At 28.7% G+C, this 14,122-nt stretch carries 15 protein-coding genes, 2 pseudogenes and 1 other annotated feature (1 of these 18 only partly in view); of the genes and pseudogenes, 5 read left to right on the forward strand and 12 right to left on the reverse strand.

What is annotated here, in order from left to right; translation table 11 throughout:
• Positions 1–183, reverse strand: a binding site (T-box leader) (it extends 45 nt beyond the left edge of the window).
• A 92-nt stretch (positions 184–275) separates the two neighbouring features.
• From psyc5s11_RS15545 to ytxC, 7 genes are all read right to left on the reverse strand, one after another.
• A complete protein-coding gene (locus psyc5s11_RS15545) occupies positions 276–1,070 on the reverse strand; it encodes a TrmH family RNA methyltransferase (protein WP_224033416.1) in 795 nt (264 codons plus the stop codon).
• 17 nt (positions 1,071–1,087) lie between these two features.
• Positions 1,088–1,759, reverse strand: a complete 672-nt coding sequence (locus psyc5s11_RS15550) for a potassium channel family protein (RefSeq protein ID WP_224033417.1) — start codon at positions 1,757–1,759, stop codon at positions 1,088–1,090.
• A gap of 11 nt (positions 1,760–1,770) precedes the next feature.
• Positions 1,771–3,117 carry a TrkH family potassium uptake protein gene (locus psyc5s11_RS15555; protein WP_224033418.1) on the reverse strand — a complete coding sequence of 449 codons (1,347 nt, stop codon included), beginning with the start codon at positions 3,115–3,117 and terminating at the stop codon, positions 1,771–1,773.
• 188 nt (positions 3,118–3,305) lie between these two features.
• The gene (rplT, locus tag psyc5s11_RS15560) at positions 3,306–3,665 is read right to left on the reverse strand and encodes a 50S ribosomal protein L20 (RefSeq protein WP_224033419.1); all 360 of its coding nucleotides are present in this window, start codon (positions 3,663–3,665) and stop codon (positions 3,306–3,308) included.
• 28 nt (positions 3,666–3,693) lie between these two features.
• Positions 3,694–3,891 (reverse strand): 50S ribosomal protein L35, encoded by a 198-nt coding sequence (gene rpmI / locus psyc5s11_RS15565; RefSeq protein WP_224033420.1) that lies wholly within the window; start codon positions 3,889–3,891, stop codon positions 3,694–3,696.
• A gap of 20 nt (positions 3,892–3,911) precedes the next feature.
• Positions 3,912–4,433 (reverse strand): translation initiation factor IF-3, encoded by a 522-nt coding sequence (gene infC, locus psyc5s11_RS15570; protein ID WP_224033421.1) that lies wholly within the window; start codon positions 4,431–4,433, stop codon positions 3,912–3,914.
• A 164-nt stretch (positions 4,434–4,597) separates the two neighbouring features.
• Positions 4,598–5,506 (reverse strand): putative sporulation protein YtxC, encoded by a 909-nt coding sequence (gene ytxC, locus psyc5s11_RS15575; RefSeq protein ID WP_224033422.1) that lies wholly within the window; start codon positions 5,504–5,506, stop codon positions 4,598–4,600.
• Positions 5,507–5,711: 205 nt separating this feature from the next.
• Between ytxC and psyc5s11_RS15580 the strand changes: the two genes are divergently transcribed.
• Positions 5,712–6,416, forward strand: a complete 705-nt coding sequence (locus psyc5s11_RS15580; RefSeq protein WP_224038199.1) for a DUF6873 family GME fold protein — start codon at positions 5,712–5,714, stop codon at positions 6,414–6,416.
• Positions 6,417–6,546: 130 nt separating this feature from the next.
• On the opposite strand, the gene psyc5s11_RS15585 is transcribed toward psyc5s11_RS15580, so the two are convergent.
• Entirely contained in the window at positions 6,547–6,711 is a 165-nt protein-coding gene (locus psyc5s11_RS15585) for a hypothetical protein (RefSeq protein WP_224033423.1), read from the reverse strand.
• 410 nt (positions 6,712–7,121) lie between these two features.
• Between psyc5s11_RS15585 and psyc5s11_RS15590 the strand changes: the two genes are divergently transcribed.
• A complete protein-coding gene (locus psyc5s11_RS15590; protein WP_224033424.1) occupies positions 7,122–8,678 on the forward strand; it encodes an ABC-F family ATP-binding cassette domain-containing protein in 1,557 nt (518 codons plus the stop codon).
• Positions 8,679–8,925: 247 nt separating this feature from the next.
• On the opposite strand, the gene psyc5s11_RS15595 is transcribed toward psyc5s11_RS15590, so the two are convergent.
• Complete coding sequence (locus psyc5s11_RS15595) at positions 8,926–9,354, reverse strand: hypothetical protein (protein ID WP_224033425.1); 429 nt, start codon at positions 9,352–9,354, stop codon at positions 8,926–8,928.
• Between the two features lie 390 nt (positions 9,355–9,744).
• Between psyc5s11_RS15595 and psyc5s11_RS15600 the strand changes: the two genes are divergently transcribed.
• Complete coding sequence (locus psyc5s11_RS15600; RefSeq protein WP_224033426.1) at positions 9,745–10,167, forward strand: YjdF family protein; 423 nt, start codon at positions 9,745–9,747, stop codon at positions 10,165–10,167.
• A gap of 283 nt (positions 10,168–10,450) precedes the next feature.
• Positions 10,451–11,671 carry a threonine ammonia-lyase gene (gene ilvA / locus psyc5s11_RS15605; protein ID WP_224033427.1) on the forward strand — a complete coding sequence of 407 codons (1,221 nt, stop codon included), beginning with the start codon at positions 10,451–10,453 and terminating at the stop codon, positions 11,669–11,671.
• 124 nt (positions 11,672–11,795) lie between these two features.
• Here the strand turns inward: ilvA and psyc5s11_RS15610 are convergent, their stop codons facing one another.
• Both psyc5s11_RS15610 and psyc5s11_RS28230 read right to left on the reverse strand, forming a co-directional pair.
• Entirely contained in the window at positions 11,796–12,461 is a 666-nt protein-coding gene (locus tag psyc5s11_RS15610) for an HAD family hydrolase (RefSeq protein ID WP_224033428.1), read from the reverse strand.
• A 76-nt stretch (positions 12,462–12,537) separates the two neighbouring features.
• Positions 12,538–12,705, reverse strand: a pseudogene (locus tag psyc5s11_RS28230) (LysR family transcriptional regulator substrate-binding protein); the annotation flags it as partial.
• 57 nt (positions 12,706–12,762) lie between these two features.
• Between psyc5s11_RS28230 and psyc5s11_RS15620 the strand changes: the two are divergent.
• A pseudogene (locus psyc5s11_RS15620) lies at positions 12,763–13,074 on the forward strand (ATP-binding cassette domain-containing protein); the annotation flags it as partial.
• A 222-nt stretch (positions 13,075–13,296) separates the two neighbouring features.
• Here the strand turns inward: psyc5s11_RS15620 and udk are convergent.
• Positions 13,297–13,911 carry a uridine kinase gene (gene udk / locus psyc5s11_RS15625; RefSeq protein ID WP_224033429.1) on the reverse strand — a complete coding sequence of 205 codons (615 nt, stop codon included), beginning with the start codon at positions 13,909–13,911 and terminating at the stop codon, positions 13,297–13,299.
• Positions 13,912–14,122 lie beyond the last annotated feature (211 nt).

Here is a 14,122-nt window from a genome sequence, read left to right on the forward strand (position 1 = left end):
ATAAAAAGCTACCCAACTCAATTAATATTAACGACTTCTTTTGCCGCTAGCTACTACTAAAATTTTCACAGCTAGAACTCCTGAGCGAACTTCAATATTATATTATTTAAGAAGGCTTGCAATCTATGACCTTCTCTCCCTTAAAACTTTTCTAATATCTACTTTCTCATTCACAGTTTTTAATTATTTAATTAATACAACCTAATTATACAAATAAACAATAAAAAATTCAATAGTTTATTTCATTTTCATCTATAAATTAACATATATTAAACTTATTCACTGTCCCATAACCTATCTTGTCTTACTTTTTCGTACATTATAACAGATGTTGCTATAGCCACATTTAAAGATTCAGCATTTCCCGGCATTGGTATTTTAACTTTTGTATCTGCTAAATCCAAGACCTCATTGCTAACCCCATTACCTTCATTTCCAACTGTTAAGATCACCTTGCCTCGTAAATCTTCCTCAAAAAAATCCTTATCTGTATCAAGTGAAGTTACAACTAAATTAAATCCATCTTCTTTTAAGTTTTTAACTAAAGATAAATTATCATCATCATATTGAATCGGAATATAGAATATTGAACCCATTGTTGACCTAATTGTTTTTTCATTATATATGTCAACTGTTCCTTTAGTTAAAATTATTCCTTTCACTCCAGCTGCATGTGCTGTTCTAATTACAGTACCTAAATTGCCTGGATCTTGCAACTTATCGCAAAGTAAATAAAACTCTCCATTAGCATTTACTGGTATTATATTCATATTTATGACTGCAAGTATCCCCTGTGGATTTTCTGTCGAAACAAGCTCTTTAAATAAACTTTCATTTATTTTATAAATTTTTATATCTTCCGTTATATAATCTAGTAAAAATTGATCAATCTTTCCCAAAGCATCTTCTGTAACAATTAAATAGTCTATATCTACTTTTGCTTTGAATGCTTCTTGAACTAATCTAAATCCTTCAATCATATATTTACTACTTTTACTTCTGTTTTTTCTTTCTTTAAGCTTTTTTGTCTGCTTAAATAAATTATTTTCTTTGCTTTCAATACATACCAAAGTCTTACACCTCAAAACTATTTACTTTTTTTGCCTAGCATACTTTCAAACTTGCTTAGATCCTCACTAGTACCAAGAGCTACTAAAACATCTTTATCTTTTATTACATATTCTGCTGAAGGAGATACCTTTATGCTATTCCCATTTTTTACTGCTACCACATTTATACCATATTTTCCTCTTATTTTTATATCTTTTATTGATTTATTATTCCACTCGCTTAATGCTTCAATTTCTACCATACTGTGTTCTGCAGATAATTCTATATAATCTAATATATTTGAAGATACTAAGTTATGAGCTACCCTTACTCCCATATCATGCTCAGGCAAAATCACTCTATCTGCACCAATTTTATATAAAACTTTAGCATGCATGTCACTATTACCTTTTGCTATTATATATTTAACGCCCATTTCTTTAACTAATAGAGTTGCCATTATGCTAGCTTGAATATTATTCCCAATAGTTACTACTGCTACATCAAAATTTCTAATGCCTAAAGTTTTTAATGAATTTTCATCAGTTGCATCCATTTGTACAGCATGAGTAACATTATCTGCAATTTCTTGAATTCTATCTTCATCCTTATCTATTGCTAATACATCATGGCCTAAATTATATACAGTTGTAGCTATTGAAGCTCCAAATCTACCAAGTCCAAGTATAACAAATTGTTTTTTTGCCATCTTAATTTCCCCTATCCAATTAATATTTTTGTTTCTGGGTATCTAATTCCACTTTTTTTCCTTTTATTAATCACAGCTAAAATTACTGTTAGCGGACCAACCCTACCAAAATACATTGTAAGTATAAGCACTATTTTGCTTGCTGAACATATGTGTTGGGTTACCCCTGTACTTAATCCTACTGTTCCAAATGCTGATGTAGCTTCATAAAGCAAGTTTATAAAAAGTTTATCCGGCTCTGTTATACTAAGTATCATAGTTACAGTTATTACTATCATCATACAAACAGAAAATAAAGTAAACGCTTTGTACACTGTTTCCTTTGAAAATCTTCTTCCAAAAGCCTCTGTTTCTTCTCTACCTTTCAGTACAGAAATTACAGTAAAAATAAGTATTCCAAAAGTAGCTGTTTTAAGCCCACCAGCTGTTGAACCTGACGAACCCCCGATAAACATTAATATTATTGTCATAAGTTTTCCTGACATAGTCATTCCATCAGTTGAAACACTATTAAATCCTGCTGTTCTTGGACTAACAGATGCAAAAAAAGAATTCAATATTTTATCATTAATATTCATATTCCCAATTGTTTGCGGATTTTTATATTCTACAATAAATATAAACACAGTTCCTAAAACAACTAAGCTAGTAGTAATTAATAATACAACTTTTGAATTAGTTGATAATCTTTTTCTTTTCCTAAAGTTAAACATTTCAATTAAAACAGTAAATCCAAGTCCCCCCAAAATTATAAGTCCAGCTATAGTCAATAAAACAACTGGATTATTATAATAACTAACTACACTCTGAAAATTTCCAAACAAATCAAAACCTGCATTACAAAAAGAAGATACTGCATGAAATATACTGTAAAAAATGCCTTTTTTCCATCCAAACTCTGGTATAAATTGTGTTGATAGTAGTAATGCTCCAATAAATTGAATACCAACTGCAAATCCTAAAACATATTGAACCATTTTCACAAGTCCTTGTATGTTAAAAGCATTCATAGCTTCTTGCATAATAAGTCTATCTCTAAGTGTTATTTTTTTCCCTAGCAATATTGCTACAAAAGTGGCAAGTGACATAAAACCAAGCCCGCCAGTTTCAATTAAAAGCATTATTACTATTTTGCCAAAAATGCTCCAATGAGTACCTGTGTCTATTGTAACAAGTCCTGTAACACATACTGCTGAAGTTGCTGTAAAAACTGAATCTAAATAATTTGTGTATTCTCCATTAGCTGACGAAACCGGCAAACTAAGTATAAGTCCTCCAGTTAAAATAAGTAATACAAATCCTATTGCAAGAATTTGAACTGCATTAAGTTTTGATTTTTTTATTAAATTTCGTTCCATACATTCACCTCAAAGGTTAATTAATCCCACCATGTTTTTATAATGATTCATACATTGTTAAGTTATAACTTTATAACATTCTTATATTATCAAATTATTTGATAAATGAAAACTCAAAAAATTATTTCACAACATATCAAACTTATTATGTATACAAAAAAAATGCGACCTAAGTCGCATTTTATGTATTAAGCGTTTATTTGTTTTTTAGCAACTTCTACTAATTCTGCAAACGCTTTAGGATCATTTATAGCTATTTCAGATAACATTTTTCTGTTGATATCTATTCCAGCTAATTTGATTCCATTCATGAATTTTGAATATGAAAGATCGTTAATTCTTGTAGCTGCGTTAATTCTTGCGATCCATATGCTTCTAAAGTCTCTCTTCTTATTCTTTCTTCCAACATAAGCATTTCTCATTGCTCTTATTACTGATTCATTTGCAGTTTTATATAACCTACTTTTTCCACCGTAGTATCCTTTTGCAAGTTTTAAAACTTTTTTATGGTTTTTACGGGCATTTTTCGCTCTTTTTACTCTTGCCATTACTTAAACCTCCTGTATTAATTCTATATTATAGGTATGGTAATAATTTCTTCATTACTTTTAATTGTGATTTTGAAACATATCCAGCTTTTCTAAGATGTCTCTTAGTTTTTGAGCTCTTCTTTGTTAAGATATGGCTTCTAAATGCCTTACCTCTTTTTAATTTTCCTGTACCTGTTATTCTAAATCTTTTTGCTGCACCTTTATGAGTTTTCATTTTTGGCATGATTAAATCCTCCTCTCAAGTTATACCTTTTTAGGGCCTATAACCATTGTCATGTTTCTGCCTTCTCTTTTAGGTCTTTTTTCTACTAGGCAGACATCTTCTAATTTAGCTGCAAAGTTATCAAGAATCTTTTGTCCCATATGGGAAAGTTCCATTTCTCTACCTCTAAATCTAACAGTGATTTTAACTTTATCCCCTTCTAATAGGAACTTCCTTGCATTTTTTGCTTTTATATCAATGTCATGTTCCTCAATAGTTAAACTACATCTTACTTCTTTAAGACTTACGATTTTTTGCTTTTTCTTAGCATCTTTTTCTTTTTTAGATTGCTCATATACATACTTACCATAGTCCATAATCCTACAAACTGGTGGCTTCGCAGTAGGAGACATCATAACTAGATCCATATCTTTTTCTTCAGCAAGTCTTTTTGCTTCGATCGTTTGGACAACACCTAATGGTTCCCCATTGCTTCCTATTAGTCTAATTTCTTTTTCTCTAATCTGATCATTCATAGAAAAATCTTTATTAATATTTTTCACCTCCGAAAAACTCTATACATAATAAAAAGACGGCATCACTGCCGTCTCATATTATCAAATACTCAATAATAACTCTTCATCAAATACCCATACTAGTAGTTTATAAACACTGTAGGGTGAGAAACGGCTGTTTCTTCTTAACATGTATTAGTATATCATCACGTTTAATACATGTCAACATTTTTTGTTATTATTTTTTTATCGTTAATATTACTATAACATTCATGAAAAGTTACTTTATTGCCGAATACATTTTCTATTGTATCTAAAAATTCTTTATTAGTACACTTTTCTTTTCCATATATGATTATATTTTTAGGCGCACTTGTTATAAGACCACTTATTAATACATCTTCCATATTTAATTCTAATCTGCCTTGTTCTGCTGTAATTTCCTTTAAAAAATCATAATATAAGTCTTTCCCATCCCCATTTTTTATTATATAGTTGTTATTTTCTTCTATTATTATATTTATTTCTTCTATTTTACATTCTTGTATCTCTACAAAGTACTTTAATAATTTCACAAATTCTTTATACTCTTTTTCCACCATATATCTTTCTACCACTTTGTCTATAATACTCTCTATGTCTCCTCTAAGTTTTTTCATTCTAAAAGTTATAAAACCATCTATATTAATCTCTTGTTTTTCGCGTATACAATCTTTTATTTTCTCTACCATTGAATTTATTCTATTTAAACAATATATAGAGTCTTCATTTTTAGTTGCTTCTTCATATTTTAATACTTTTACTATTTCATCTTCCACTTCTAATATTTCACGTTGTTTTAAGAAAAAATAATTGTCAGTTATAAATTCAAAAATTTCTTTTTTTCTATAATTATCTATAACTATTTTATATAAAATATTACTAATATATAAATTAATAATCTCTTCTACTTTTTCATTATAACAATTTTCTTCACAAATTATCTCAATCACATGAGTTTTCTTTTCTATACTTTCAACAAATCCTACTAATATATCTTTTTTCTTTAGTAATTCTCTTAGCTCTTGTAATTCATTGAAAAAGTTTAAATCTTCATTATAAGCTAATTTTAAAATAAGCATGGATTTCACTCCCTTCTTAATATTAGTATGTATAAAATTTTTATAGCTATGCAAAATTTATATTTTATTTTTTTGAATCTGCCTTAGATTATTAATACTTAATTGACAGGTTATAATTTTAAGTTCAAAATATAATCTATAATTCAAAACAATACTTTAAATATTGAATATAAATTATCAATTATACATTTCAAAGGAGATATATATGCATTGTTTCGTTGATTATAGAGTTACTAAAGAAGAATTACTAAACCTTTCAATATTAAATGTGAATCCAATATTAGTCCCTAAGTGTAACAAAGTTTATGAAGCTATAAATGGTCATCCTGATATTCAGCTAAATATACTAAAAAATAAATCACACTCTCAAATTATTGTTCAAAAAGATATTTCAAAATGTTTCAAAGAAATTCTTAAATCAAATAACATACACTATATTATTTCAAAAAATTCATTGTCCAATACATATCCTTGTGATATTATTTTAAATTCTTTAATTTTAGAAAATTATTTTATTCACAATTTAAAATACAGCGATGAAGAACTTTTAAAATCTCAAAATTCAAAAGTACATGTTAATGTTTCTCAAGGATACACCAAGTGTTCGATTCTGCCTGTCAGAGACAATGCATTAATCACAAGTGACAAAGGAATTTTTGAATCTTTGAAAGAATATGACTTTGATATTCTTTTGCTTCCTCCTGGAGATATATTACTACCTTCATTAAATTATGGTTTTATAGGTGGGGTTGGTGGTATGATCTCAAATAATAAGATGGCTTTCTTTGGTGATTTAGATAGTTACAAGTGGGGATCTGAAATAAAAAAATTTCTTTTTAAGCATGATGTCTTGCCCATTGCACTAAGAAAAGGAAAATTAATAGATAGAGGTAGTTTGCTTACCCTTTAACCCTGTGTCAACTATATAATATGATTTCTATTTTTTTGTGTTACTTTTAGATAAACTTAATAAATAATTTATTCATATGCGTAAATTATAAAAAGTTAGTAAATCAATTAAATTTACTAACCTTTATAATTTATCTCATCATTCTTTTTTTTATCTCATCACTTAATCTCTCTGCTTTCACCTTCATAATTTCTCCCATATCCCTCATTTCACTTCCCATATCTTGTGCTAACCCCTTCATTTCACACCCCATCTTTTCAGCTTTTTCTCTTATTTCATTAGTTAAATTTCCCATTACAATATCTCCTTTCATTAAAACTATGTTCTTAAATTAAGATAAATATTTAGATTTATAAGTCCTTTTATTTACATTAATAAGTTTGCCCAAAAATAGGACTATTATTAATAAAAATTTAACTTTTTTAATTTTTTCTTTGAATATGATTAATCAAACTACAACCTTCCCCTTCCACTGGTCACTTCTATATAATTTACCATATTAGACTAAATCCTTTTGAATGTGATTAAATTTTTAGAAATTTACTTTGACTATTAGCTTTCCATCATTTAAACTAAAAAATGTACAATTTACATTTTACAATTTACAATTGTGGATGAAATTCTTTTTGATAAAAAAGTTTGTTCCTTCATTGTCAATTGTCCACTGTTAATTGTTAATTTATTTTAAATTTTAGGAGGCAATTAATGAGCGTACTTACTGTTAAGAATATGAATCATGGCTTTGGAGATAGAGCTATTTTTGAAGATGTTTCATTTAGATTATTAAAAGGAGAACACGTTGGTCTTATTGGAGCAAATGGTGAAGGTAAATCAACATTTATGAATATAGTAACTGGAAAACTTATGCCTGATGAAGGTAGTGTTATCTGGTCAAATAATGTTAGAGTTGGTTATATGGATCAACATGCTGTTTTAACTAAAGGACAAAGCATGCGAGATGTTTTAAGGGATGCATTTAAATATCTTTTTGATTTAGAAGCAGAAATGAATTCTCTATATGAAAAAATGGGTGATTGCACTGAAGATGAATTAAATAAAATGTTAGATAGAACAGCTATAATCCAAGATTTGCTTGATCACAATGGATTTTATGTAATTGACCCAAAGGTTGAAGAAGTTGCCAAAGGACTTGGGCTTTCAGATTTAGGCCTTGATAAGGATGTTAATGATTTATCTGGTGGACAAAGGACTAAGATTCTTTTAGGTAAACTACTTCTTGAATCTCCAGATATTTTACTTTTAGATGAGCCTACTAATTATCTTGATGAAGAGCATGTAGAATGGCTTAAAAGATATCTTCAATCTTATGAAAATGCATTTATATTAATTTCACATGATATTCCGTTTTTAAATTCAATAGTAAATTTAATATATAGCGTAGACGAAAGAAAACTCACAAGATATGTTGGAGATTATGCTGAATTTGAAAGAATACATGCAATTAATAAAGAAAAATTAGAAGCTGCTTTTGAAAAACAACAAAAGGAAATTTCAAGACTTGAAGATTTTGTTGCTAGAAATAAAGCTAATGCTGCTACTGCTAACATGGCTAAATCTAGGCAAAAGAAGTTAGATAAGATGGATATCATAGAAATTTCAAAGGAAAAGCCAAAACCAGAATTTACTTTTAAAACTGCTAGAGCTCCAAGTAAAATCATATTTGAAACTCATGATTTAGTTATAGGATATGACACACCTCTTACAAAGCCACTTAACTTATACATGGAAAAAGGTCAAAAAATAGCACTAGTCGGAGCTAATGGACTTGGTAAATCAACACTTCTAAAAAGTTTACTTGGAACAGTTAAACCGCTTAGTGGACAGGTTAACCTTGGTGATTATCAATACATAGGATATTTTGAGCAAGAAGATAGAAAAAATAATAAAAATACATGTATAGAAGAGGCTTGGCAAGAATTTCCCGGATATACTCAATCCCAAATAAGAGGTGCTCTTGCTAAATGTGGATTAACAAGTAAACAGATTGACTCTCAAATAAGAGTTTTATCAGGTGGAGAAGCTGCAAAAGTTAGGCTTTGCAAAATTCTAAACAATGAAACAAACATATTAATCCTAGACGAACCTACAAACCATTTAGATGTAGATGCAAAAGATGAGTTAAAAAGAGCATTACAAGAATATAAAGGCACAATCCTTATAGTATCCCATGAACCTGAGTTTTATAGAGATATAATAACTGAAACTTGGAATTGTGAGGATTGGACAACTAAAATAGTTTAATGACAGAATTATAACAATTGATTTTAAAAGGGGCTGTTGCAAAATGCAACAGCCCCTTTTAAAAGTACACAGAAGTTTATAATATATACGTTATAATTAAACTTCTACATTATTAAATTAATAGTTTTAATAATTCTAAAAGAAAAGTGAATATCCAAATCTTGTATTTAGCTAGTATAACTTTCTCAGCAAGCTTTTTATCCTTCACCGTTAATTGTTAATTATACATTTTTAATCAGATTATGTACTAACTATATTTTAAGTGTATAACTTTTTCGAAGCCATCTCCATATAAATAAACAAACGTTTTCGGAACAAAAATAAATACCAACTTTTCTCGCTCATTAGTAATTTTAGTTTCTTCCACTGACCATTTTTCTACAGATCCATGAGAAGAAACATCTGTATTCACTCCACTATCGGCATAAGGAACAAACTTCGTAGCCTCTTTAGGAAGCCAAAAGAGCACTCTATAATGAGGCATTCCATCTTCTTTCATTATTGTATCATATGCCGGATAAGCTCTTTTTTCATTTAGATTATTTCTACTTATCTGCTGAATTGAGTTTGAAATTGATAAGTCTCCAAAGTCATTCGACGAATTAAGATAACTTGATATCCGGGTGGATAAATAAAATATAATTGGTATGCAGCAGATTCTCAACTTTTTTCTCATACTTAAAGCTCCTTATTCTGTCATATATTTAGCAATCACTCCAATTTGACATATTATATTATATTCTATCATAGTTTTCACTTTATTGGGACTATTTAAGTTAAAATGAATACACATACATGTGATTTTTGCCAAATTTGCAGTTTTAACTAATTTATGTTTGATATTTTTTACAATTTATAACTCTTTATGTTTCCTCGAACTTATAGAATAGCTACAAAGCTTTTTTATAAGACCCTTTTAATCAAATCAATTTTAGTTTATAGTATTACTTAAGAGATAAAAACACAGTTTCTGCTGGTAGTCAGAACCTATATAATAATATAGCAGTAACCTGCCCTCCTGGGTTGTCCATTCTCTAAGAATTTATATCTACAGGAGGATTTAATTATGATATCACAAATTAATTTAACAGTTCTTTTTAACGATCCCTTTTGGATTGGTATCTTTGAAGTTACCCAAAATGATGAATACAAGGTATGTAAATTCACTTTTGGGCCAGAGCCTAAAGAAGAAGAAACTTATGAACTTATATTGAACAAATTCTATTCATTAAATTTTAGTAATCCAATTTCATCTGATAAAAATACTTTCACTGAAAAAAAGCAAAATCCAAAAAGATTACAAAGAAAGATTCAAAAAGAAACAGCTGCAAAAGGAATATGGACTAAAGCTCAAATAGCTATCAAACTGCAACATGAAGAAGGTAAGCTACAACGTAAGAAAAAATCCAAAGAACAAAAAGAGCAAGAAGAAGAAAGAAGACTTTATTTAAAGAAAAAGAAAAAGCTTGAAAAACACAAAGGTCACTAATTAAATAAATAAAGGAAGAAGTACTTATTAAAATTGTGCTTCTTCCTTTATTTATTGTCTAAATCTTCTAATTATTTTATTCATAAAAATTACTATAACCTTACTATTTTTTACTCTTTACCAATATTAATTACCTTTTGAAATTAAATTTTTTCAGTTATAATTCAAAAGTTTAAAGGCAAAACTATTGAGGCAAAGTGTACCTTGACATAAATTTCTAAAATGTTATCATAAAACTATTGATATTTATATATTTATTATACATACAGAAGGGGTTATTAAAATGATGACATTAGATAAATTCGAGGAAGCATATGAGATTGTGCAAAAAGTAATATTAAAAACGAAATTAGTTTACAGTGATTATTATTCAGATATGACAGGCAATAAAGTTTATTTGAAGCCTGAGAACATGCAAAAAACAGGGGCGTATAAAATTAGAGGAGCTTACTACAAAATTAGTACTCTTACTTGCGAAGAAAGAAACAAGGGACTTATAACAGCTTCCGCTGGTAATCATGCACAAGGAGTTGCCTATGCAGCAAAAGAATATAATGCAAAAGCAATAGTAGTTATGCCGACTACTACTCCACTTATGAAGATAAACCGTACAAAGGCATATGGTGCAGAAGTTATATTACATGGTGATGTTTATGATGAAGCCTGCAATTATGCATTAGAACTAGCTGCAGAAAAAGGTTATACTTTTATCCATCCTTTTGACGATTTAGATGTTGCAACTGGCCAAGGCTCTATTGCAATGGAAATAATAAAAGAACTTCCAACTGTTGATATTATTTTAGTTCCAATTGGTGGAGGTGGACTTGCTACTGGTGTTTCTACCTTAGCAAAGCTTCTTAATCCAAATATTAAAGTTATTGGTGTAGAACCAGCAGGTGCAAATTGTATGCAAGCCTCATTAAAAGCAGGAAAAGTTGTCACTCTTCCAGATGTTAATACTATAGCTGATGGTACTGCTGTTAAAACTCCAGGTTCTAAACTGTTCCCATACATACAAAAAAATATTGATGATATTATTACAATTGAGGATCATGAATTAATCGGTGCATTTTTAGATATGCTAGAAAATCATAAGATGCTTGCTGAAAATTCAGGATTATTAACTGTTGCGGCCCTTAAGCACTTAGAAGTTAAGGATAAAAAAGTTGTATCTATTATAAGTGGTGGTAATATGGATGTAATTACTTTTGCTTCTTTAGTACAACATGGTTTAATTGAAAGAGAACGTATTTGTACACTTTCCGTTTTACTTCCAGACAAGCCAGGAGAACTTACAAATGTATCTAAGGTAATTGCGGAAGCTCAAGGTAATATAATTAAGCTTGATCATAATCAATTTGTTAGCATTAATCGTAATAATGCAGTTGAACTTGAAATTACTATGGAAACTTTTGGTCATGACCATAAAGAATCAATTATGAAAGCACTAATAGATAATGGATATAAGCCAAAGTTAATTCAACCTAAAATGATTTATCAATAAAAAATAGGAATGCCTCAAATTCTGAGGCATTCCTATTTTTATTTTAAGGCTGATGAAAGAAATTAACAGACACTATTCCCTATCTAATGCTTTCATGTACCTAACTTTATTATAATTAACACTTCTAGTTTTCTTTAGTTTCTTTTAAATAGTTCTTTACATCTATTAAATTATTACATATCTTAAACGCCAATTCCTTAGTATCATCATCTAGAAATTTCATATCAGGAACATGTATGCCTATCATCTTAGCTGCATGGGCTGCTGTTATTCCTGCATCTGAATCTTCTATAACTATGCATTTTTCAGGATTTACATCCAATCCTTTTGCTGCTTTTAAGAATATTTCTGGATCTGGCTTAGAATTTTCAACTTGATCTCCACAAATTATATAATTAACCTTGTCCTTTATTTTTGCCTGTTCTAATAATTGAAGTGCTCTTTCTCTTCTTGTTGAAGTAGCCACTGCTATTTTATAATTTTCTTTATTCAAATAATCCAATATTTCATGAACTCCCGGTTTAATTATTACTCCATCTCTATCAGTAATTTCTCCTGCTAAATTAGCCTTCTTCTTATATATAGTGTCAAATGGAAAATCAGTTCCATACTCTTCTTCCATTATTACTTTTATGCTCTTAACATTTCTTCCTATTAATCTCAAATAAAACTTTTCATCCATTTTATAATTATATTCTTTAAAAACTTCTTGAAAACATTCAAAAGATCTTCTTTCTGAATCAATTAATACTCCATCCATATCAAAAATTATTGCTTCTACTTTTCTCATCCGTAATAGTCCCCTTTTAAACTTAAATATTATTTACTTAATTTATATTAACATTTTATTTTGTATTTTCCAACTCCTATTTAAAAAACTCTAAAAATCTTTTTGCGGCCAAGGATAAATATCTCTCTTTTATCCAAATAGCAGAAATTTGAGTTCTTAAGGTATCATTATTTATTAATTTATATTTAATATTATCCATGAATTCAAAATTAATAGCTGATTTAGGTACTATGCCAATTCCAAGACCTGCTCTTGCTCTTGCTCATAAAATTGTAGTTCTTGCATCATCATTTATGCAAAAATCTCTGTTGGTCAAAAACAATTACTTTGCATTGCAAGAGTTATGCTTGTAAATCCACCTATGCTTATTTTAGATGAAGCCACAAGTAGTATTGATACACGAACTGAAATAAATATACAAGAAGCTTTTAACAAAATTATGCTTGGACGTACCAGTTTTATAATAGCACATAGACTATCTACCATAAGGCAAGCAGATATAATATTAGTATTAAAAGATGGCCAAATCATAGAACACGGTAATCATGATGAATTGCTATCACAAAATGGTTTCTACAGTACCTTATACAATAGTCAATTTGCTACTATTTAACAAATTAAAATAAAAAAGCTTCTTTTAAAATTCACATATTTAGGTGGAGCTATGATGGAAAAGATACAAAAGAAATATTAAATTCAATAGTTGTCCCATTTTTAATGCCAGAAATCCACAGCCAAGTTTTTAGTAACTAAAACAATAAAATTCCTTTATTTTAGCAGAATATATGTAAAACTTTAAATTTTCTAAATCCCAGTACGTTATATATTATTAGTTTTAGATTAATAAACTTTTAATTTTTTCTAAGAGCATGCTTAAAGCAACTTCATTTTCTCCACCTTCTGGAATTATTATGTCTGCCCTTCTTTTACTCGGATCAACAAATTCTTCATGCATGGGTTTTACTGTACTTAAGTATTGATTTACTACAGAATCTAAATCTCTTCCGCGTTCCTGCACATCTCTAAGTAACCTTCTTATTATTCTTACATCTGCATCTGTATCTACAAAAACCTTGATATCCATTAAATCGCAGAGTTCTTTATTTTCAAATATTAATATCCCTTCAATAATTATTACCTTTGTTGGCTTCACTTCAACAGTCTCATTTAATCTTGTATGTTCAACAAAAGAATAAACAGGGTGATATATTGTATTTCCTTCTTTTAGCCTTTTAAGCTGATCAATTAAAAGATCTGTGTCAAAAGAATTAGGATGATCGTAATTAAGTTTTTTACGCTCTTCTAAAGCAATTCCTTCATTGGATTTATAATAATAATCATGACAAAGAATCACCACTTCAGTATTAAAAACTTCTTTTATCCTTTTTGATAACGTAGTCTTTCCAGATCCACTTCCACCAGCTATACCTATTACCATTACATCTTGCATATTTTCCTCCATAATAACTTAATATATTCATAAATATAATAATTTTTGATAAACTCTTACTTCTATGCCTATTAGATTTTATTATAAAATAAAGAAAAAGACAACTCCTATTAATATTTAGCATTTGCATATGCTAAATATTAATAGGAGTTGTCCATATAACTATTTTCTTCAAATTATTTTTTTGTTAGAATTATTAATTATAAAATGG

The organism is Clostridium gelidum, assembly GCF_019977655.1.
Classification (GTDB): domain Bacteria; phylum Bacillota; class Clostridia; order Clostridiales; family Clostridiaceae; genus Clostridium; species Clostridium gelidum.